This window comes from Micromonospora sp. URMC 105, assembly GCF_051386295.1.
Taxonomy (GTDB): domain Bacteria; phylum Actinomycetota; class Actinomycetes; order Mycobacteriales; family Micromonosporaceae; genus Micromonospora.
The window spans coordinates 41,050-62,079 of the sequence record NZ_JBPQTL010000003.1 but is presented as its reverse complement, the minus strand read 5'-3'; the positions used below and the strand labels follow the sequence as shown (position 1 = coordinate 62,079).

The window sequence follows — 21,030 nt, the reverse complement described above, 5'->3', positions numbered from 1 at the left end:
GCAGCCCATGGGCAGGATCCTCTCAGTCAACCTGGCCGTGCCGGAGCCCAGCACCGCGAAGCGGGTAGGCATCACCGGCATCAACAAGCAGCCGGTCGACGGGCCCGTGACGGTCCGCGCTCCCGGACCGAAGACCACCGGGCTGCACAGTGGTCTGGTGGGTGACCAGATCTTCGACATCGAGCATCACGGCGGTGACGACCAGGCCGTGTACGCGTACGCCCGGGAGGACTACGACTGGTGGGAGGCCCGACTTGACCGGGTGCTGCCCGGCGGCGTCTTCGGCGAGAACCTGACCACGGTGGGCGTCGACGTGAACGGCGCGGTCATCGGCGAGACGTGGCTCATCGGCGACAGCCTCGTGCTACAGCCGACGTTCGGGCGTATTCCGTGCGCCACCTTCCAGGCCAGGATGGCTGAGCCACAGTGGCTGAAGACGTTCACCCGGGAGAACCGGCCTGGCGCCTATCTGCGCGTCGTCGCCCCGGGAGACGTTCAAGCTGGACCCTGCCATGATCCTGCTGTTGCGGCTGTAACCGCAGCATGCTGATACGCCACAGCGGTCAGCCAGGCCACCGCCAGCGCGATCGAGTCCTGCTGGTTCAAGCGGCCGAACGCGTCGCGGGTACGCCGGTGGCCCGCGCGCTGCAGCTCCCGCAGCACGGACGCGGCGGTCGGCAGGTGGGCGTCCAGCAGCGCCTGCGCGTCCCGGTCGACGTCCGGCACCAGGGCGGTACGGCCACCGGCGACGACTCGTTGCAGATGGTGGGCGAGCAGGTGCAGCGGCGGTTGAGGCGGCTCGCTGTCCGGAGGTTCCGTGGTTGCGGTGCCGGGCAGGTCGGCGCGCTGCAGCCGGTCGATGCCGAGGTCGACGTGTCCGCCGAAGCGGTCCGGCAGCCAGTCCGCGGCGACGGCGAGACCGTGGACCTGGCGAGGTCCGTGGAAGCGTCCGATCATCCGTACCGCCATGCCGGTGGCGTGGGCGGCGAGCAGGCGCAGGTTGGTGACGAACGGCAGCGACGGGTCGTCGTGCGGGGCGAGGACGGCGACCGGCCCCGGCAGCTGCGCTGTCTGCAGGAGCAGACCTCGCCGGTCGGCGGCGAGGACACCGTCGAGGAAGGCGAGGTCGTGGCCGGCGGGGCGATCGCCGGGGGCGAGGTTCAGGGCGTTCAGCCAGCGGCCGGCCTGTTCGGGGACCGGTTGCCGCCAGAGGCGGTCGGCTGGTTCCTCGTACCAGCTTCGGCCTGTGGTGCGTACGGCCTGCACTGCCCGGCCGTGGCTGAGCCGGCGATCGGCGGAGGCATGCGCGTTGACGGCGATGAGTCCTGCACGGCCCAGTTCCCGGTGGCTGAGCGTGACGTCGCCGAGGTCGACGCTGGTGTGAGCGGCGTGGCGGGCTTCGTCGCCGTCGCCCGGGCGTGCCTGCGCCAGGCTCCAGATGGTCGCATCGCCGCCGGTGAGGTAGCTGATCGCGCCGACGTGGCCGGTGGTGGTGCGCAGCGGCTCGGTGCACAGCCCGTACAGGTGCAGATCGCCGACCGGGTGGTAGCCGCGCCGGCTCGTGCCCCGGGCGGCGTGCGGGTCACCGATGCGGTGGATCAGCAGGTGGCAGACGGTCAGCACCTCGCGCAGATCGCCGGTGAGGTCGGCCAGCCGGAATCCGGGGGCGTTACGGCGGGCGGTGCGGAGTTGTTCGACCACTTTGATCGCGGCCGTCGCCAGTCGGGGCAGTCCGATGGCGCGGGCCTGGTGGACGGCCCGGAGCAGATCTGCCTGGGTCACCGCGCCGGCGCCCGCCACGCCGTGTTCGAGGATCCCGGCAACGACGGCGCGTACCTGGGTGGCGGCGGCGACCTCATCAGCCGTGGTGGTCGGGTCGGCGGGATCGGGCGGGTCGGCTTCGGTGCTCACCAGGGTTCGGGCGGTGGCCGGGTCCGGTCCGGTTGCGGCCGGCTGGTGCGGGTGCGTGGACAGGACGGGTGCGGCGCTGAGCACTGCGGCGCGGTGCAGGCAGCGCGGTGCGAGCAGGCAGGTGCAGGCGGCACGGTCGGCGGCGTCGACCGGCGTGGTGAGGGTGACGGTGACCTGGTCGTCGATGGCGATCGTCGCGCCGTCGGCGGACGTGGTGACGGTCCAGGTCGACTGCTTCTCGAGGGCCTGGTCGAGCTTGGACCGCAACCGGGTGGGGAGGGTGGCGACGGCGTCGGCGGCGACGTGTGGTGCGACGGCGGGCAGGCTCATCGGACCTGTTCTCCGATCCAGCGGGCGAGTTCGGTGGGATTCAGGGCGGCGACGGGCATCCCGGCGGCCACGAGCTGCCCGGCGACGGCGGTGCTGTAGCGGGGTTGGCCCCGATCGTCGAGGCTGGCGCAGCCGAGCAGGGTGACGCCGTCGTCGGCGAGCGCCCGGACTGCGGCCAGCAGCCCGCCGATGGGGTGTCCCTCTTCGAAGTCACTGACCAGCACGACCATGCTGCGGCTGGGAGTGGTGACGATCTGCCGGGCGTAGCGCAGGGCGGCGGCGATGTGGGTGCCGCCGCCGACGCTGATCTCCAGCAGCAGACTGAGCGGGTCGACGACCCGGTCGGTCAGGTCGACGACGTCGGTGGAGAAGGTGACGAAGTGGGTTCGTAGGGTCGTCACGCCGGCGAGGACGGACGCGGTCAGCGCCGCCCAGATCGTGGACGGTTCCATCGACCCGGAGACGTCGACGAGGAGGATGACCTGCCAGTCGACGCTGCGTCGACCGTGGCTGCGGAAGACGAACCGTTCGGGGCGGAGCTGCGCCGCCCCGTGGGAGTCGATGTGTGCGGTGTGCAGGTTGGCGCGGACGGTGGCGCCCAGGTCGAGGCGCCCCGTGGGTCGGCGGGTGCGTCGCGGTGTGGTGAGCCCGGTCAACGCGGGTCGGATCTGTCGGGCCAGTTGTGCGGTCAGCTCGGCGACGAGCCGGGCGACGAGAGGGCGCAGCCGGTGCAGCCGCGCCTCGGGCAGGCCGCCGGCCAGCGCCAGGACGGTGTGCAGCAGCTCCACCGAGGGGCGGACGCCTTCGGGCGCGATGGCGAGCAGGGCGTCGGCGCGGCCGCGCTCGGCGGCGCGGGCGAGCACCTCGTCGCGTACTGCCGTGCCGAACAGCGCTTCGAGGTCGTCGGCCCACTCACGCACCTGCGGGTATGCGGGTTGTCGTCCGCCGCCAGGTCCGGCGGCGGTGTGGGACCCTTCTCCCCTGCCGGTGCCGTACAGCTCGTCGAGGGCGGTGGCGAGCCGGCGGGCGTGCGGTGGCAGGTCGTCGGGGCGGCGGCCGAGCAGCAGCCGCCAGCGCTGCGCGGCGGGGACCGTCTGCGGTCGGGTCGCCGGGCGGGGTTCGGCCGGCAGCGGTGGCGCGGCCGGGAGCTGGGCGGTGGGCTCGCCATCGCCCGCGTGCAGTCCGAGGGCGGTGAGGGCGTGCCGGCCGGACCGGTCGACGGCGACCCACTCGGCGAGCAGGGCCGGTGGGACGGTCACCGTCGGGTCGACGTCACCGATGCGTTGCCGGACGGTGTCCAGCAGCCGGTCCCGGTCGGCGGGGCTCAACGCGTCGAAGCCGCCGCGCAGCGCCGGCAGTCGACGGATGAAGTGGTCGTCGTCCCAGCCGTCGATGGTGTCCAGCAGCGGGGCCAAGCTGTCCCCGCCGGCATCGAGCAGGGCGCCGGCGACGCTGAGCGCCCCGCGGAGCCGGTCGGTGCATTCGGCGGCGGGCATCTCGGTCCAGGACGCCAGGGCCGCGCCGAACGCGTCGGGGTCGGCGAGGCCGAGCAGCACCTGCACGGCGTGGGCCGCGCCGCGCATCAGCGGTGATCCGTGGCGGGCGAGGCGGTCGACGGCGTGGCCGAGCCGCAGCAGGTGGCCGTCGGCGTCGGCGTGCCGGACGAGGTCGAGCAGGGCTCGGGCGTCGTCGGGATCGGTGGATCCGGCGAGCCCGTCGACGGCGCGGACCGCTGCGGCGTGCAGGTGTGCCAGGTGCTCGTCGAGACCGGCCGGCGGCGACGGGGTGGCGGGGATGTGCCCGCGTCGCAGCCGTTGGAGCAGGTGGCTGGCGGTGGCGAGTTCGGCGAGGGTGGCGGTGCCGGTCACGGCGGTGTGCAGGTCGGCGAGGCGGACGTCGACGGCGTCGGGTAGGCCGCAGGCGGCGGCGCGGGCCAGCCCGGTGACAGCTTGTGCGGCGGTGGGGCCGCCGTCGGCGATTTCCCGGCGGCGCCGGGTGTTCAGCATGCCGGCGGCGGCTTGCGCGAGGGTGACGCCGTGGGGGCCGGCGGCGGCGAGGGCGGCGTCGGTGCCGGGTTGCCAGTGCAGCCGCCATCGGGTGGTGAGGGTGTCGTCCGTGGTGGCGTCGGCGGGCTCGGCGTAGGGCACCTGGCAGGCTCGCAGTTGCTGCAGGGCGGCCTCTCGTCGCCGGTCGAGCGGGGTGCGCAACGGATCGAGGCGGACGGTGCGGGGCGGGTCGCCGGGGCCGGGCAGGCGTAGCTGCCGCAGCAGGGCCGTGGTCGCCGGCGTCAGTCCGCAGACGGGTGTGTCGGGGCAGGGGTGACCGCCGTGCTGTCCGATCAGGACGTGCTGCATGGCGGCGGCGACCGCTCGGCCGCGGCCGACCGGCTCGCCTTGGGCGAGGACGGTCTGCAACGCTTCGACGAGTTCACCGCGTCCGGCGGCGGGCAGGTTCCGCAGTCGGGCCAGATCGTGGGCGAGCCGGGTGATCTCGGCGGCCTCCGCCGGTCCCGTGGGGTGTCCCTGCTCCCGCAGGTGCCGGGTGACCTCGACGGCGAAGCCGCGCAGGCGGGCCGACAGGGCTGTGGGATCAGCGCGAGCCTCGTGGACAGCCTGCTGCCAGCGAGGATCGCGGATCCCGGCGGGATAGCCGGATCTCTCGTCGAGCAGGTCGAACGAGTACGGCACCAGCGAGATGATCGGGGCTCGCCGCGGCGCCTCCGCATTGGGGTGCGGTGGCGTGGCGGGCGACGGGTGACCTGGTGTGGTCAGTGCGGGTGCGTGGAAGGCGCCGACGACGACGGCGAGGCGGCCGGGGGTTTCCGCGATGCGCTGCCGCATCCACGACTCCCGCCGGCGGTCGAGGGCGCCGATGCCGCCGGCGGCGGCGTCGGTGCGCAGCGCCCAGCCGACGGCCAGCGCCGACCGGCGGATCGCCTCGGGCGGTGAGCCGGGGGCCGCTGCCTCGACCCAGCGGTCCCACAGGTCGTCACCGGTGCGGCCGGTCAGGGCGGCTCGCACGGTGTCGGCGTAGCCGCTCGCCCGCTGACCGACGGCCGGGCGTTCCTGCCAGGCCGGGTCGGTCAGCGGCAGATCGCAGCAGTGGGCCGGCACGCCTCGGCGTTGCGCCCACCGCAGCGCGGCCAGCTCCGGGGAGAAGTCGGCGAACGGGTAGAAGGCGAGCGGACCCCCCTCGTCACCACCGGCGGCGGCGAGCGCGACCGGGGCCCGGGTGTCGGGGTGCGCCAGCCAGGTCAGCCACGGCTGCATGTCGGCGGGCAACTCGACCAGCACCGCCTCCGGGGCGGCCGCGTCCAGCAGCGCGGGGATCGCGGCGGCGAGTACCGGCGAGTGGTGCCGCACTCCGATCAGGGAGATGCGGCCGGTGTCGGTGAGACCCGCGACGGCGGCGCGCGGATCCTCCGCCGTGCTGTCGTCAGTCACGCAGGACATCGCGCTGTTCCCACAGCTGCCGCCACATCCGGCCGCCGGCTTCGGCCCGACGGCGCAGGGCGCCGTCCCAGTACGCCAGCAGTCGCGCGTGGTCGGCCGGGTCGTCCTTGCGCACGACGCCGACCAGATGCCCGGGCAGCAGCGACAGCGGGTCCGGGCCGGGCAGGTACGCGGTGGACAGGCCGATCGACGCGGCGACGGCGACCGCCTCGGCGGTGCTCATGACCGACGAGGGGCGTTCCACCTCCCAGCCCTCGACGGTCCTGCCGGTGCGCAGGTCCCGGAAGGCGGTCACCAGTGTCTCCAGCACCGCCTCGTCCACCGTGTACGCGGCGCCGACCCGTTCCACGGTGGCGCGGGCCTGGCGGGTCACCAGGGCGACCTCGGCGTCGAAGTCGCCGATCGGCGGCACCACCTCGAAGTTGAACCGACGTTTCAGCGCGGCGGACATCTCCGACACGCCCCGGTCGCGCAGGTTCGCCGTGGCGATGACGCAGAAGCCGGGCGCGGCGTAGGCGACGGGGTCGTCGGCGAGCTCGGGCAGGACCAACCGCCGGTCGGACAGGATCGACACCAGCGCGTCCTGCACCTCGGGCAGGCAGCGGGTGATCTCCTCGACCCGGGCCACGGCGCCGGTGGTCATCGCGGTGAGCACCGGGGAGGGCATCAGCGCCTCCCGGGACGGCCCCTTGGCCAGCAGGAGCGCGTAGTTCCAGCCGTAGCGCAGCTGTTCCTCGGTGGTGCCGGCGGTGCCCTGCACGGCCAGGGCGCTGGTGCCGCAGATCGCGGCGGCGAGAAGCTCGGACAGCATCGACTTGGCGGTGCCCGGTTCGCCGACGAGCAGCAGGCCCCGTTCACCGGCGAGGGTCACCACACAGCGCTCGACCAGTGCCCGCTCCCCCACGAACTTCGGGGCGATGGTGACCTGACGGTTGTCGGGACCCGGCACGGGGCGGCCGGCGGAGCCGGCGATGAAGGTGACCACGGCATGGGGGGTCAGCCGCCACCCGGGCGGGCGGGGACCGGGGTCGGCGGCGGCCAGGAACGCCAGTTCGTCGGCGTACAGGTGCTCCGGCGGGTCGATCTGACGGGCGTTCACGCCTTCTCCTGCAGGTCGAGGTAGCGGGGGTTGTCGCCGGCGGCCACGCGATCCCACGCGGCACGGAACAGCTGCGGCGTGGCGCGGTCGACGAGGGTAAGGCCGTCGAGGGACAGGTACAGCGGCTGCTTCCAGCTCTCCATGGGCGGGTTGGGGGTCTTCGCCGCGAGCCAGCCGCCGGGCAGGAAGACACCCCGGCCGGCACGTTCCCGCTTGCCCGCCACCACCAGCCCGGCGTCGAGGAGAGCCGCCTGGGCCCGCTTGAGGGTGACCGGCTTCCAGTCGTTCCAGGTCCGCACGTTGACGTCGGCGGGGTCGGGCAGGGCGAGCAGCTGCAGGTAGTAGCCGGCCGGATCCCGGTCGAGGCGGGTGTGGGCGGCGACGGCGTCGACCAGCTCGGGTGCGCTGACCCGCGGGTCGCGGTGATCACCGTGGGCGTCGTCGGGGGTGGACAGCACGGCATCGATGTCCGGTGCGAGGACGATCCGCAGCGCGTCCGCGACCGGCCCGGGGATGAACTTGATCGCCGGGTCGTGGGGTCCGGTGAGGCGGGCCGGGGCGAGGTGGTGCACGACCGTGTCCCGGAAGGCGTGCCCGGCCACCAGCGCCGGCCCCACCTGGGGCGGCTCGTCGATCTCGTGTCGCCCGGCGCCGATCAGCAGCCGCGGGTTGCGCAGCCGCTGCCGCAGCAGCTCCAGAGCCCGTGGCAGAGCGTCGCGCATCGGGTCGCCCCAGGGCAGCTGGTAGGCCAGCCACAGCAGCGCCACCGTGCATCCGTACAGGTGGTTGCCGTCGAACGAGGTTCCGCTGGTGGCGGTGGTGTCCAGGTGGCCCCAGTCGCCGGGGCGGCTTTCGCCGTCGGTGGTCAGCCAACCTCCCGGTACCGGGTCGGCGATTGTCTGCAGGATGTCGGCCGCCCGGTTGGTGGGCAGGATGCGGGTGGCGTCGGCGAGCAGTTGATCGCTGATGACGACGCGGGCGCCGCGCAGTGCCAGCCACGCGGTTGCGAGGCCGTCGACGTCCGGACCCCGCCGCCACAGATCGGCCGGGTCCTGCGGCATCGCCGCGTTCACCAGCGCGATGCGCTGCCCGTACGACAGGGACTTCAACGCGTCGCGGGCGGTGCGTGCCTGCGTGGTGTTGACCCCGAGGATGCGCCGCTGTTCGGCGGTGAGGAAGTTCGCCTGCCAGTCGTCGAGGCCGGGAAGACCGGCCAGCAGCAGGGCGGCCTCCGCCCGCGTCATGCCGGTGCGCTGCACCAGTTCGTCGACGCGTTCCGGGCGCCAGGGCGCCGGACCCTGCTCGGCGAGCAGCCGGCAGAACGCCTTGATGCGATCTGCGCCGCGCCAGCCCGCCGCGACGGTTTCCGCCTCGACGGTGGCGCCGGACGGCGGGGCGAACCGCCCGTCCGGGGACAGTTGCACGGCCGTGCGCCCCCACTGCTTGCGGTGCGCGCCGTACCAGGTGTGGCCGCGCTCCGGCAGCAGCACCGTGACCTGACCGGCGTCGCGCTGAACGGTCCGGTGGCCTTCCGGAGGTGCCTCGTCCCAGGTCACGTCGAGCACCCGTACGGACCGCGCCGGGTCGGACAGGACGGTGCCGGCCATGGTGGACAGCAACTGCGTCAGCGCGGACCGCTCGGGCTCACCGGTGACCGGTGCGGCGGCGCGCACGGCCAGGGCGCCGAGTCCGCCGAGGGCTTCCACCCACGTCGGGCTGACCTGCGGTACGTCCTCGACCGTGCCGGCCGTGAGGAGGTCGGCGACCGCGGTGACCTGCCGGAGGATCTCCCGCCGGGTGTGCGGGCTGCCGGAGTAGTAGGTGAACCTTTCCGCCGGCAGCAGCCCCGACCAGGCGATGGGCAGCTGCTCATCGGCGACGGTGTCGACGCTGGCCTCCTCGACCGGTTCGGTCGCCACCAGCTGTGGCAGCCCTTCCAGCCGCCGGCGCAGCCGTACCGCGCGCACCACCTTCTCCGCGACGGCGGTGCGCAGCACGGGGTCGGTCACCTCCGTCAGCACCTCGGTGACGATGGCCAGCGCGACCGCGTTGATCTCGGTGGACTTCGTGACGGAGTCGTCGATCGCCATCAGCCGGGACGCGTCGGCCAGGTCGAGCCGCCGCAACCGGGCCGAGCCCTGCCCGTCGCGCGGCTGCAGGGCGTGCCACCAGGCCAGCGGCGGAAGGTGCCGGGAGGCGCTGCACCGGTCCACCGGCTCGCGGCCGTCGGCGCTCCACACCGTGAGCTGCAGTTCAGAGCGGTGATGGGGCCGCCCGGTCACCGGAAGCACCACGTCGCTGCCCGGTAGCCGGAGACCGGCCATCAGCGCATCGCCGTGGAACGAGTTGCGGCTGGTCCGGACCGTGCGCGGATGCCAGGACACCCGCCGGCCGTCGATCCCCTCCCCCACCTGCGTGCCGTCCGGCAGGCGGCTCAACCGCCACCCGACCAGCCCGTCGCGCCAGCCCAGCGGTGACGAGGCGAACTGTGCCGGCGCCGGTCGCAACTCGCACAGGTGGGCGAGGAGGGTGGCGCCGGGCGGCAGGTCGGCGGCGAAAAAGGCGGGCAGGCTGCGGCGGCCGCCTTCGCCCGTCGCCGGGTCGTACTCGCGCCAGGGCCGCTCACGCGCCGTCGGATCGGTCGGCTGCTCGGACCGCCAGAACGACACGCCGTCACTGGCGATGGGGTAGGTCGCGCCCGGGCTGCGGGTGTCACCGGCGTGCCAGGGACGACCGCCCGTGGTCACCGCACCGTCAGGCAGTGGCAGCGGCAGCGAACGGCGGCCCCACAGCGCATGATCCGTCGGTTGTTCGGTCTCGACCAGCAGGTCCGGGTCGGCGGACCAGTAGCCGACCATCCGGCCGCTGGTGCCGTACCAGGTGACCAGGAGCTGCCCGCCGATCAACCGGCAGGTGGTGTCGGAGTAGGAGTTGCGTGCGTGCGGGCTGTCCGGTGGCGGATACCGGAAGACGTGCTCGGTCGTCGGGGCGCCGACGTCGACGACGTGCGCGGTCCGGTTGTCGTGCACCACCAGCTGCGGCCAGCCGACGCCGGATCGTCGGCCGAGTTTGTCCCCGGCGACCTGCTCGTACGCCGGCCAGGACAGCTCCGCGACCAGGCCGGCCCGCAACGACCGGGCGAGCACCGCCGGCACGTCGACCCTCGCCAGGGCGGTGAACGCCTCCGGTGCCAGCGCGACACCGGCGGGCGACCACACGGGCGTGAGCTGGGACAGCGCTTCGTCCAAGCCGAGCAGGGTGCCCTCCGGCACCCGGACGGCGCGTTCGGCGAGCAGTTCGGACAGCACCTCCCGCAGGCCGGCCGCACCCAGCGTCTCCGTGACCATCCGCGCCGGCAGCGGCCCCGATCCGTGCCTGTCGTGCAGCTCCGACAGAGCGTCGGCGGCCCCACGTGCCAGCAGCACCCGGCAGCTCGGGTCGGCGGCCACGGCACGGAGGTCACGCCGGCCGGGAGCGTCGTCCTGCACCCAGGGGGACACGTTGAACCTGCCGCTGTCGGTGTCGACCACCACCGGCACACCGCCGGCCAGGCACACGTCGAGCACGTCCAGGTCCGCCCGATGGGCGAAGTCGCTCCACAACCGCAGTGGGCGGCCCTCGGCCCGCAGCCGCGGGGTGAGCGTCTCCACCACGCGGAGGAGCCGCTCACAGCGGCGGCGGCTGCGTCGCTCCCGCAGCCTGATCAGCCGCTCCAGCCAACGCGCCGCCGACACCGAGGCCTCGCCGTCGCGTAGCAGGTCGAGTGCGCCGGCCGCGTCCAGCAGCTCCAGCCAGAAATCGGTGATCTCCGTGGACCAGCCCGGTGGCTCGGGGAGGATCTCCACCAGTCGCGCCCGCACCGCCGGATCCCGCTGGGCCAGCCGCACCAGGGGTTTGCGGTACGCCTTCCACACCGCCTCGTTCGAGCGGGTCATGGCGGGGAACGCCAGCAGCTGCCGGATCACCGCCTCGGCCTGCTCCTCGACATCCACATCGGCGGCCTTCGCCAGCCGGCGCAGGTCCTCCGCCATTCCCGCGTACGGGGGCAGCCCACCAGCGACGCGACGGACGGCAAGGGTCCGGACGAACTCGTACGCCTCGGACGCCGGCCGGCGAGCCGCTACCGCGCGGGAGTACTCGGTCAGCATCTTCGCCGTCAACGCACCGGCGAAGGCGAACTCCAGATGCACCTCCCGCAGCCGTTCCTCATCCACGACGAGCCCATGCACCTGTTCGGCGCGGCGGGCCTCGGTGAAGCATCCGCCGGCCATGCGCGGGTTGTCGGCGGCGAGGAACCCCCGCCCGGCCTGCTCCCAGAACGTCGGCAGGAAATGCGGCGCCGCCGCCCCGAGCCGGACGGCCAGTTGCTGGTAGCCCTCGCGGGCGTTGCCTGGTTTGGAGGCCGCGGTCCGGGCAAGGCGGGCCATGTCCTTGACCAGTGCCAGTGCGTGCCGGCCGTTCGCCGGGTCGTTCACCAGCGCCCAGGCCGGGAACCCGAGCGACCGCCGCCGGGCGGTGCCCACCGGGGTGGGCTCGGCGGTCCGGCTGAAACCGAGGAACTCCAGCGACAGGTCCTCGGCCTGGCCCAGGGTCGCCCCGGCCAGACGGACCACGGTACGGCCGGTGAGCGCCGGATGGGTGTAGTGGCGGGCGGTCACCACGTCGCGTCCCGCCTGCACCTCACTGCTCGGCAGGATCGCCCCCGCCTCCAGCAACGCCTCGCTCATGCCTGCCCACCGTCCTCGTCGACAACCCGGCCGGCGTACAGGGCCGCCGCCATCCGCATACCTTCCGACCACGCCACCGGCCCGACCGCCGTCAAGGCCACCGTCTCCCCGACCGGATCGGTGAAATACAGCGGTCCGGTCTCGGTCTCGTACAGCGGGTCGCCTTCGCCGATCCACACCGACGCGACGACCGGCGTGGCGTCCTCCCACACCCGCACCGACGCGGCGCCGCCCTGCACGCGGTAACCCGCCGACGTCGCCCGCGCCTGCACGTGCCGCAACTCCTTGAAGCGGCCCCCGGCGTACCGGGCGACCTCCCGCCGCCGTTCGTCCTCGGACTCCGGCCGCGCCCACACCTCCCGGAACAGCTGCAACGTCTCCTGCCGCACACCCAGGTCCGCGGCGAACTCCCGCAGATCCGCCAGATCAGGCAGGAGAACCGGGTGCGGCAGCACCACCTGCGCGGCGGTGAGCCGGCCGCTCTCGCCATCCAGGTCCACCACACCGAGGCCCTTCTCGGGGTCCGCGTCACGCAGCAACCCCGCGCGGTCGGTGTCCCACCGCCCGGCGTCGTCGACCGGCACCACGACCAGGTCACGCAAGGACGTCCGCCACGCCTCGTCGGCCCACACCTCGGAGATCACCGTGGTCGGCACCGGCAGCGAGCGGACCATCCACTGCTCGACCTCACGCCGGCAGGAGACCTCGTGCCGCTTCAACCACTCGGAGAGCTGCCGGAGGCCGACAACCACGTCAGCTTCACGCAATGCCTTCGGCAGGCTCTTGAGCAATCTGCCCTGACTGTTGCGCGCGATCACCTTGCCGCGCTCCAGGGTTACTTCGTAGTCGGCACCGGCCGCCAGCCAGCCCATGTTGATCTCCTCCCGCCGGGCAGTGAGCGGGATTGTGCCATCCGGCACCGACACTCGAAGATCACCGTCAGCGGGAGGTGCGGACCCAGCCGGGCGCAGAGCCTTCCCGGCGGCTGACGGTTCGTCCGCAGGCCGGCTCCGGCCGGCAGCTCAGGGCCGCCCGGCCCGCCTGCGCCGGCGGCGCGCCGCCGAGGTCTTCGACGGCTCACGTCCGGACGTACGCGTCACCGGGGCGGCAGGTACAGCGCCACACCGTGCGGGCTCGCCTGCTGCTGCACCGGGACGCGCTGCCAGTGCCGGGCCCACCCGGGTGGAGCGCCGTTCCTGCTCAGGTAGGCGAAGGACGTCGTGGCGGCGGTGCGCTGCAGCTCTTCGCTGGTGGCGTTGCGGTTGTTCCCCTGGTCCTCGAGGGCCCGGCAGCCGGCGTAGTAGGCGACGGGGATGGCCTCGTGTCCAGAGACGACGCAGGGCGGCCGCACTCCGTGGGAATGCAGCGTGCGGGCGACGCGGGCCCAGTGGTCGCGTCCGCGCGCCTGCTCGGACACCACGTGTCGAAGGATCACGACCTGGATGGCGACGTGACCGGCGAGTGCCACCACCACGGCGGCGGAGACCAGCACGCGTCGGTGAGCCGGTGCGGCCCGCAGGAGCACGAGCAGCCCGTACGCGGCGGGCACGACTGCGAGCGCGTAGCTGGGCAGCAGGAACCGGGGCGCCGAGTAGCCGATCAGGAACACATAGGGAAAGGCCATCGAGGCGCTCACCGCCAACACCAGCCACACCGCCGGTGCCGCACCCGCACGGCGCGCAGCCCGCAGGCCGATCACCACCAGCACGGCGACGGCCACCCACCACAGCGCCGCCGGCCACCGTAACGGGCTGTCGCAGGGCCGGCACAGGATGGGCCCGTCGAGCGTGCTCAGCACCTGCCAGAGGGCGAACCTGGGCGTCGTTCCACCCTGCACGGCGCTGGCCTGCCGGAGGCGTTCGGCGAGCCCACCGAAGCGCGATTCGGCCTCCACGATCCAGGGCACACCGCCGGCGGCGAGGCCCGCGACCGACGCCGCGGCGAGCGGCCACCGCCGGAACCGCCGTACCGCGAGGCTGGCCGCGAGGAGCGGGAGCCCGAGCCAGAAGGCGTCCGCCGGGCGCATCAGGGCGGCCGCCGCGAGGGACACCGCCAGCGCGAGGTACCCACCGGGTCCGGCGCGGCCGGAGGCGGCGATCAGGTACGACCCGACGGCCGCGACCGCCGCCATCGCCGTGTAGTGGTTGGGCATCGCCGCACTCGCGTAGAAGAGGGCTATCCACAGGCTCGCGTACAACCCTGCCGCCACCGAGGCGACGCCCGAGTGGGGCAGCAGGCGGTTCCACACCCAGAACGCCAGACCGAGCGACGCCGCTGCCGTCGTCAGGAGAAACAGCCGCAGTGCGACGATGGAATCCAGCCACGAGGCGACCGGCCACACCAGCAGGGTCACGCCGTCCGCGCGCGGGGCGCTCATGAACGCGGCCGGGCCGTGTGGCTCATGCTGGCTGACGTAGACCACCTCGTCCCAACCGAGACCGAGGGTCACCGGCACCATCACCGCCGAAGCGCCGGCGAACAGCACGCACGAGGCAACCACGCCCAGGTTGCCCGCACGACTGCTCACCACTCCCCCTTCGTCCGCCGTCGTCACTCGCCCATATCTGTCATCTTTCGAGTTGGGAATCCCCAATTGGACGTCGTATCGACATCCACTGATCGCGCGCTGCGCACGGAGCACCGGCCATCACGATCGGGTGCGGAGCCGGCATCGACGCTCATGCCCTGCGCTGACGGCGACAAACCTGACCGAGCGGGAACTCATGCTGGTCAACGAGCGTGGAAGCACCTCGTCGGTGACCTGTTCAGGCAAGCCGAAGAAATCCTGGTCCGGCGACGACAATGCCCACCACATTCGAAGCAGCTCGCTCGAAAGGCGAGGATCCACAACGACCACCGGAAATCCGGTAGCCGACTGCGGCCGCCACGGTGGCTTGGACGGCAGCGCGTGGCTGATCATGGAGCGGTGACGAACCGTGTTGCCCTGCCGGCCGAGCCCGGTGCGTTCTCGTTGGCCGTTCCGCCGCTGTTCGCCGCGCTGGCTCCGGCGCGGAGCATCCTCATCGCCGGAGCTGGCGGAGGTTTCGACCTGTACGCCGGCCTGCCCTTGGCGTTCGCCCTGTGGCGCGGCGGCGCACAGGTGCACCTGGCCAGCCTCTCCTTCTCCGAACTCGAACTGATCGACCAGGACGCGTGGGTGGCGGAGCACGTCGCGGCGGTGCAGCCGGACACCACCAGCCCGGACTGGTACTTCCCCGAACGGACACTCGCCCGGTGGCTGGCGGCTCAGGAGCTGCCGTCGACCGTGTACGCCTTTCCGCCGCTCGGCGTCCAGCCGTTACGGGCGGCGTACCGGCACCTGGTCGAACAACTGGACATCGACGCGGTGGTGCTGGTCGACGGCGGCACCGATGTCCTGCTGCGCGGCGACGAGAGCGATCTCGGCACCCCGGTGGAGGACATCACCAGCCTGGCCGCCGTGGCCGCGCTGGACGTGCCGGTCAAGCTGGTGACCAGTCTCGGCTTCGGCATCGACGCCTACGACGGCGTCAACCACGTCGAGGTGCTGGAGAACCTCGCCGCACTCGACCGCGACGGCGGCTACCTCGGCGCCCTGTCCATCCCCGGCTCCAGCCGGGAGGCGGCGCTGTACCGCGACGCCGTCGCCGACGCCCAGGCCGCCACCCCGGACCGGCCGAGCATCGTCCAGGGACAGATCGCCGCTGCCACCAGCGGCGCGTTCGGAGACGTCCGGTTCACCCGGCGCACCGGCGGCGGCGACCTGTTCGTCAACCCGCTGATGGCGATCTACTTCACCGTCGACCTCGACAAACTCGCCGCCCGCTGCCTGTACCTCGACCGCATCGAGAACACCATCGGCAGGCGACAGGTCATCACCCGCATCCAAGCGTTCCGCGACGAACTCCGCACCGCACGCATCCCCCGCGCGTATCCCCACTGAACTCCCGGACGGCGGCATGGGCGGCACTCAATGACGGGGGGTGTCCTTCGCCGAGAACAGGCCCACGAGCGCCACGTCGGTGCCCGCCAGCACGGAGGCCGGTGGCTCGGTCGGAGATCGCCGCACGGGGCCATGGTGCCAGATGCCATACGGGCAGCCGCTTGTCGGCACGACAGCGCAGTGGCCGGCCGGACCCAAGGCGCGGACAGCGGCATGCCCGGACGACTGTCCCCTGACCGTTGATCATTTGCAGTACAAAGACCAGGCGCTGTCGTCGCGTCAGGACCGGTTGGCGGATGTCCACCCCTGCTGGTGGAGCCTTTCGAACCCGTCGAGCAGCAGGTCGACCGCGAACTCGAACTCGAACTGGTCGTCGCAGCCGTGGCCGACGACCGACGCGTCGTCGTGGGCGGCGGCCATGGCTATCTCCGCGATGTGGGGATACCTGCCGGCCATCTCGTGGAACGCGGCTTTCTGCTTCTCCGGATCGGCGGGTAGCGGTGAGGCGGGAAAGAGTTCCTGGGTGAATCCCCACACGCGGCTTCCCAGAGCGTGCATCACATGGTGGGTGAGGTCGACGGAGAGACCGCCGGCCCGGAACATCCCGACGATCGAGTTCAGGTAGTCCAGCACGACCGGGGTGGGCTGGGGACGGGACTCGATGACGCGCGACGCCCAGGGGTGCTGCAGCAGAACTTTTCGGGCCGAGAGGATGCGCCGGCGGATCCCGGCCTTCCAGTCGGTGCCGGGGACCGGGGGATCGATCTCGCCGACGACGACATCGACCATCCCGTCCAGGAGCTGTTCCTTGTTGGCCACGTGCTTGTAGAGCGCCATCGGCACCACACCCAGCTCCTGAGCGAGGTTGCGCATGCTGAGCGACTCGATCCCGGCGGCGTCGGCGAGCGCGACGGCGGCGCGCAGCACGCGGTCCCGGTTGAGGGGGGCCCGGCGCGCCTCGTCCACCTGCTGGGTCATCTCGACCGCCTTCCTTTCGGACAGGCGCGGACCGACACCCTGCCCTTGACGGTGTACGACGTACACCCTACTCTAATCGCCAGGTGTACGCCGTACACCTGAATGTGGTGTCCAACCGGCCGACCTGTCGATGGCCGGAATGAAGAAGGGACTCGTGGTGACCCCCTCTGCCCGAAAGTGGCTGGTGCCCGTAGGGCTGATCATGCTCAGCGCCGTTCCGGTGGTCGCCGGCGCCGCCAGGTTCGCGGAGCTCACCGGTGGTGCGACGGTCACGCCGGACAACGCTCGCTTTGTCGCCTCGCCGGTACCCGTGCTGGTGCACATCGTCGGCGCCAGCCTCTACTGCCTGCTGGGCGCGCTCCAGTTCGCCCGCGGCTTCCGCCGGCGCAGACCCGGGTGGCACCGCATGGCCGGGCGGCTGCTGATCCCCCTCGGGCTCGCCGCGGCGCTGTCGGGCCTGTGGATGACGCTGTTCTATCCCCGCCCTGCCAGCGACATCGCGCTCCTGACCGGCTTCCGGCTCGTATTCGGCTCGGCCATGGTGGGCTGTATCGTCCTCGGCTTCGCCGCCGTCCGGCGTCGGGACATCGCTGGTCACCGCGCCTGGATGGCCCGCGGCTACGCGATCGGCCTCGGGGCGGGTACTCAGGTCCTGACCCATCTGCCCTGGATACTGCTGGTCGGTCAACCGGGTGGGCTCGGCCGGGCGCTGCTGATGCTCGCGGGCTGGGTGATCAACCTTGCCGTGGTCGAATGGGCGCTCCGTAGGCGCCCGGCCAAGCCGACCCGGACCGCGAAGGCTTCGCCGACTCGCGTGAGCGTTCCTGCCAACGCGTGAAGAAGAGCACCGACCCCGCATGGTCAGTCGGTAGACAGGTGCAAGCCGAGCAGGTCACGCCGCGGCGACCCTGCGGCGCCTCGGCGGATGCCGAACCTGACCACAGACGGATCCACCGTCGCCGCCCGGTCAGGCGGGGGCGGGCGCCGCCAGAAGCGCGCGCAGCTCGCGGACCGCTGCCCGCCCGGCTCGGTTCGCGCCGACCGTGCTCGCAGACGGCCCGTAGCCGACCAGGTGGATCCGGGGATCGGCGACCACCCGGGTGCCGTCCACGACGATACCGCCGCGGGGCCCGCGCAGCCGCAGCGGGGCCAAATGGTCGAGCGCCGGCCGGAAGCCGGTGCACCAGAGGATGACGTCGACGTGCTGTGACGTGCCGTCGCGCCATTGGACGCCGTCGGGGACGATCCGGTCGAACATCGGCTCGCGTCGCAGAAGGCCGCGTTCCCGAGCTTCGCGCAACTGTGGTGTCCACGCCAGCTCGGTCGCGCTGGCGATGCTTCCCGGGGGCAGGCCGGCGCGTACGCGTGCCTCCACCTTGGCGACCACCTCGCGTCCGTACGCCGGCGTGAACGGCCCGTCCCGAAACACCGGCGGGCGGCGGGTGACCCAGGTGGTCGTCGCCGCGACGTCGGCGATCTCGACCAGGAGCTGCACGGCCGACGTTCCGCCCCCGACGACGACCACCCGTTTCCCGGCGAATTCCGCCGGTCCCCGGTAGTGGGCGGTGTGCAGCTGCCGCCCGTGGAACGTTTCCTGTCCCGGGTAGTACGGCACGAAGGGCCTCGTCCACGTTCCCGTCGCGTTGATCAATGCCCGGGTGGCCCAGGTGCCCTTGTCGGTTTCGATGAGAAGTCCTCCGTCACCGGCGTTCCGCACGGCCGTGACGGCGACCGGCCGCTGCACGTCGATGCCGAATTCACTTTCGTAGGCCGCGAAATAGGCCGGCACCGCCTCGGCGGCCGGTTCATCCGGCGGCGGAGGCATGAAGCGCATTCCGGGCAGGTCGAAGATGCCGTGCACGGTCGCCATGCGCAGCGTGGGCCACCGGTGCTGCCACGCCCCGCCGGGCGCCGCGTCGGCGTCCAGGACAGCGAAGTCAAGACCGGAGGAGCGCAAGTGGTACGCACCGGCCAGCCCCGCCTGCCCGGCCCCGACAACCACCACATCCGTATCCGGCACGCCTCGGACAACATCTCGGGCTCGCCCGGGCCTTCCCACGGGCGATCGACCTCACACCGCCGCAGGTAACCCCCCGAACCAGGCCGTCACCGCACGATTTGGACGCGCATCCCCTGCCGGTTAATCCGAATTCACCGCGTCGCTCTACCTTGCCTTCGGATCACGACCGAGAAACACCTGGTCATACGCGAAGAAATGAGGATCGATGGCAAGAAGCAAGCGGGTGGGCCTGGGTGCGGCGGTGGCCGCCCTGACCCTGACGCTGCCGGGCGCCGCGTCCGCAGCCGAGCGGAGCACGTGGGACCGGGCCGAGTTGCTGAAGTTCGCCGCACTGCCGGCAACGACCTTCGTTCCCGGCAGTGAGCCGTCCGGCTCGGCGCTCGGCGCAGCCCCCGTCAACGGCATCACCCCGCCGTTCGCCGACCAACCGATCCAGGGGTTCAGCGGCATCCTCCGCAACCCGGACGGCACCTTCGACGTCCTGTCCGACAACGGCTTCGGCAACAGGGCCAACAGTGCCGATTTCCTGCTGCGTGTCCAGCGGGTCGCGCCCGACTTCGCCATCGGCGCCGTCGACGTGGTCGGTGGCATCAACCTGACCGACCCGTACGGCAAGGTGCCGTTCCCGCTCACCCGCGCCGACCGCGTGCTGACCGGCGCCGACTTCGACGTCGAGTCGATCACCCGGACGGCCGACGGCACGTACTGGATCGGTGATGAATTCGGCCCGTACCTGCTGCACTTCGACCGGGCGGGCCGGCTGCTGCAGGCGCCGGTGCCGCTGCCGGGGGTCTTCGCTCCCGAGAACCCGACCCGCGGTACGACCCCGGCCAACCTCGCCGGCAGCAAGGGCTTCGAGGGGATGGCCCAGTCGCCCGACGGTGGCACGCTCTACCCGCTGCTGGAGGGCACGGTCGTCGGCGACCCGGCGGGCACCCTGCGGCTCAACGAGTTCGACGTCGAGACGAACGCGTACACCGGTCGGCGCTGGACCTATGCGCTGGACGCTCCCGGGCACGCGATCGGTGACGCGATCATGGTCGACCGCGACCGTTTCCTGATCATCGAGCGGGACAACGGCCAGGGCCCCACGGCGAAGGTCAAGCGGATCTATCTCGCCGACAAGCGCGACCGGGATCGGGACGGCCGCCTCGACAAGACCCTGGTAGCCGACCTGATGAACATCGCCGACCCGCGGCATGTCGGCGGGTTCGGTGGCACCTTCACGTTCCCGTTCCAGACGATCGAGGACGTGGTGATTCTCGACGACCGCACGCTCGCTGTCGTCAACGACAACAACTTCCCGTTCTCCGCGGGCCGCACCGCTGGGCAGCCGGACAACAACGAGTTCATCGTGATCAGGCTGGACCGCGGCCTGGACGCGGACAAGCGCATTCTGCGTCGCTACTGACCCGGTGCCTGGGGTGGGCGGCCCGATCCGCCGCCCACCCCGTACCGGGCGCCGCCGTGGTCACCTTGTTCGTAGCGCCCCACCCTGCGCCGACAGCACTGACAGCCGGGGGTCAGCTCGGCAGCGGCGCCCGGGCGCGCAGCAGCGCCGCGACCTGCTCGCACCACTCGCGGTTCTCCTGCTCGAACCGGCGGCCGCGCAGACACGTCAGGTACGGCCCGATGCGGTCGCCCTCGCGCAGGAACGTCTCCTCGTCCAGGTCGCCACGCAGCCGCTGGAGCATCCGGTCGAAGATCTCCACCTTCGCCGCCGCCGTGACCGCACGCTCCTCGAGCTGAGCGATGACCGGGGCCGGGTCCAGCCGGTCGACGGCCTGGACCATGACGAGCAGATCCTCCCGGATGGCCGACGGCTTCGACGGCGTCGCGGCGAACGCGGCCAGCTCCGCGAGGCCGGCGTCGGTGACCGTGAACAGTCGCTTGTTGGGCCGGTCTCGCTGGATGACCTGCCGGCCGGCGATCAGCCCCTCGCGCTCCAGCTTGGCCAGCTCGGCGTAGAGCTGCTGCGGCACTGCGTACCAGAAGTTGGACAGCGACACATCGAAAGCCTTGGCCAGCTGGTACCCGCTGTACTCGCCGTCGAGCAGTGCCGCCAGCACCGCGTGGCGCAGCGCCATCGGCCGCACCTCCCACTTCCCTCGTTGCATAGTCAGTGATATGACTACTCCTATTGTTGACTATAAGGGAGGCCGCCGTGACGATCGTCGAGCGGTTCCGTGCCGCCGTCGAGGCCCGGGACCTGGACGCCTTCGACGGGATGTTCAGCCCGGACGTCCGCTTCTTCAGCCCGGTGAAGTTCACGCCGTTCGAGGGGGCGCCGGCCGTCCACGGGCTGCTCCGCGTGCTCCTCCGCACGTTCGAGGATTTCCGGTACGTCGGGCAGCTGGCCGGCGAGGCCGAGATCGGCCCGGCGGGCCGGCCGGTCGAGTCGCACATCCTCATCTTCCGCGCGACCGTGCGCGGCAAGCAGATCCACGGCCTCGACCTGCTCCAGCTCGGCGACGACGGTCTGATCGAGGAGTTCACGGTCATGGTCCGCCCCCTGTCCGCCGTCACCACCTTGAGCGAGGCGGTCGTCGCCGGTCTCGCCGCCGACGGCATCGCCCCGTGAGACGGAAGGT

At 72.4% G+C, this 21,030-nt stretch carries 14 protein-coding genes and 1 pseudogene; 6 read left to right on the top strand and 9 right to left on the bottom strand.

Features of this window, described 5'->3' with window-relative positions; all coding sequences use genetic code 11:
- Nucleotides 1–7: 7 nt before the first annotated feature.
- A pseudogene (locus tag ACSNN7_RS01615) lies at nt 8–544 on the top strand (MOSC domain-containing protein); the annotation flags it as partial.
- Here ACSNN7_RS01615 and ACSNN7_RS01610 read toward each other — a convergent pair.
- From ACSNN7_RS01610 to ACSNN7_RS01585, 6 genes are all read right to left on the bottom strand, one after another.
- A complete protein-coding gene (locus ACSNN7_RS01610) occupies nt 496–2,241 on the bottom strand; it encodes a hypothetical protein (RefSeq protein WP_436678689.1) in 1,746 nt (581 codons plus the stop codon). The pseudogene ACSNN7_RS01615 and the gene ACSNN7_RS01610 overlap by 49 nt on opposite strands.
- The gene (locus ACSNN7_RS01605; protein ID WP_436678688.1) at nt 2,238–5,684 is read right to left on the bottom strand and encodes a DUF5682 family protein; all 3,447 of its coding nucleotides are present in this window, start codon (nt 5,682–5,684) and stop codon (nt 2,238–2,240) included. Before ACSNN7_RS01605 ends, ACSNN7_RS01610 begins: the two co-directional genes overlap by 4 nt.
- Nucleotides 5,677–6,792: an ATP-binding protein gene (locus ACSNN7_RS01600; protein WP_436678687.1), complete on the bottom strand. Its 1,116-nt coding sequence runs from the start codon at nt 6,790–6,792 to the stop codon at nt 5,677–5,679. Before ACSNN7_RS01600 ends, ACSNN7_RS01605 begins: the two co-directional genes overlap by 8 nt.
- Entirely contained in the window at nt 6,789–11,519 is a 4,731-nt protein-coding gene (locus tag ACSNN7_RS01595; RefSeq protein WP_436678686.1) for a hypothetical protein, read from the bottom strand. The genes ACSNN7_RS01600 and ACSNN7_RS01595 overlap by 4 nt, the downstream gene beginning before the upstream one ends.
- Nucleotides 11,516–12,391 carry a DUF4132 domain-containing protein gene (locus ACSNN7_RS01590; RefSeq protein ID WP_436678685.1) on the bottom strand — a complete coding sequence of 292 codons (876 nt, stop codon included), beginning with the start codon at nt 12,389–12,391 and terminating at the stop codon, nt 11,516–11,518. Before ACSNN7_RS01590 ends, ACSNN7_RS01595 begins: the two co-directional genes overlap by 4 nt.
- Before the next feature lie 224 nt (nt 12,392–12,615).
- Entirely contained in the window at nt 12,616–14,073 is a 1,458-nt protein-coding gene (locus tag ACSNN7_RS01585; protein ID WP_436678684.1) for a hypothetical protein, read from the bottom strand.
- Nucleotides 14,074–14,242: 169 nt separating this feature from the next.
- On the opposite strand from ACSNN7_RS01585, the gene ACSNN7_RS01580 reads away from it, so the two are divergent.
- Nucleotides 14,243–14,449, top strand: a complete 207-nt coding sequence (locus ACSNN7_RS01580; protein WP_436678683.1) for a hypothetical protein — start codon at nt 14,243–14,245, stop codon at nt 14,447–14,449.
- Nucleotides 14,446–15,441, top strand: a complete 996-nt coding sequence (locus tag ACSNN7_RS01575) for a DUF1152 domain-containing protein (protein ID WP_436678682.1) — start codon at nt 14,446–14,448, stop codon at nt 15,439–15,441. The genes ACSNN7_RS01580 and ACSNN7_RS01575 overlap by 4 nt, the downstream gene beginning before the upstream one ends.
- A gap of 279 nt (nt 15,442–15,720) precedes the next feature.
- Here the strand turns inward: ACSNN7_RS01575 and ACSNN7_RS01570 are convergent, their stop codons facing one another.
- Entirely contained in the window at nt 15,721–16,419 is a 699-nt protein-coding gene (locus tag ACSNN7_RS01570; RefSeq protein ID WP_436678681.1) for a TetR/AcrR family transcriptional regulator, read from the bottom strand.
- A gap of 184 nt (nt 16,420–16,603) precedes the next feature.
- On the opposite strand from ACSNN7_RS01570, the gene ACSNN7_RS01565 reads away from it, so the two are divergent.
- The gene (locus ACSNN7_RS01565; RefSeq protein WP_436678805.1) at nt 16,604–17,257 is read left to right on the top strand and encodes a DUF2306 domain-containing protein; all 654 of its coding nucleotides are present in this window, start codon (nt 16,604–16,606) and stop codon (nt 17,255–17,257) included.
- Between the two features lie 129 nt (nt 17,258–17,386).
- On the opposite strand, the gene ACSNN7_RS01560 is transcribed toward ACSNN7_RS01565, so the two are convergent.
- Nucleotides 17,387–18,421: an NAD(P)-binding domain-containing protein gene (locus tag ACSNN7_RS01560; protein ID WP_436678804.1), complete on the bottom strand. Its 1,035-nt coding sequence runs from the start codon at nt 18,419–18,421 to the stop codon at nt 17,387–17,389.
- Between the two features lie 223 nt (nt 18,422–18,644).
- Here ACSNN7_RS01560 and ACSNN7_RS01555 point away from each other — a divergent pair, with 223 nt between their 5' ends.
- Entirely contained in the window at nt 18,645–19,850 is a 1,206-nt protein-coding gene (locus tag ACSNN7_RS01555; RefSeq protein ID WP_436678680.1) for an esterase-like activity of phytase family protein, read from the top strand.
- Between the two features lie 112 nt (nt 19,851–19,962).
- On the opposite strand, the gene ACSNN7_RS01550 is transcribed toward ACSNN7_RS01555, so the two are convergent.
- Nucleotides 19,963–20,526 (bottom strand): PadR family transcriptional regulator, encoded by a 564-nt coding sequence (locus tag ACSNN7_RS01550; protein WP_436678679.1) that lies wholly within the window; start codon nt 20,524–20,526, stop codon nt 19,963–19,965.
- Nucleotides 20,527–20,603: 77 nt separating this feature from the next.
- On the opposite strand from ACSNN7_RS01550, the gene ACSNN7_RS01545 reads away from it, so the two are divergent.
- Entirely contained in the window at nt 20,604–21,020 is a 417-nt protein-coding gene (locus ACSNN7_RS01545; protein WP_436678678.1) for a nuclear transport factor 2 family protein, read from the top strand.
- Nucleotides 21,021–21,030: the final 10 nt, after the last annotated feature.

Bases quoted from the DNA above. Each gene is read 5' to 3' on its own strand.
- ACSNN7_RS01550 (WP_436678679.1), bottom strand. From the start codon at position 20,526: ATGGCGCTGCGCCACGCGGTGCTGGCGGCACTGCTCGACGGCGAGTAC.
- ACSNN7_RS01590 (WP_436678685.1), bottom strand. From the start codon at position 12,391: ATGGGCTGGCTGGCGGCCGGTGCCGACTACGAAGTAACCCTGGAGCGC.
- ACSNN7_RS01595 (WP_436678686.1), bottom strand. From the start codon at position 11,519: ATGAGCGAGGCGTTGCTGGAGGCGGGGGCGATCCTGCCGAGCAGTGAG.
- ACSNN7_RS01610 (WP_436678689.1), bottom strand. From the start codon at position 2,241: ATGAGCCTGCCCGCCGTCGCACCACACGTCGCCGCCGACGCCGTCGCC.
- ACSNN7_RS01555 (WP_436678680.1), top strand. From the start codon at position 18,645: ATGGCAAGAAGCAAGCGGGTGGGCCTGGGTGCGGCGGTGGCCGCCCTG.
- ACSNN7_RS01580 (WP_436678683.1), top strand. From the start codon at position 14,243: ATGCTGGTCAACGAGCGTGGAAGCACCTCGTCGGTGACCTGTTCAGGC.
- ACSNN7_RS01570 (WP_436678681.1), bottom strand. From the start codon at position 16,419: ATGACCCAGCAGGTGGACGAGGCGCGCCGGGCCCCCCTCAACCGGGAC.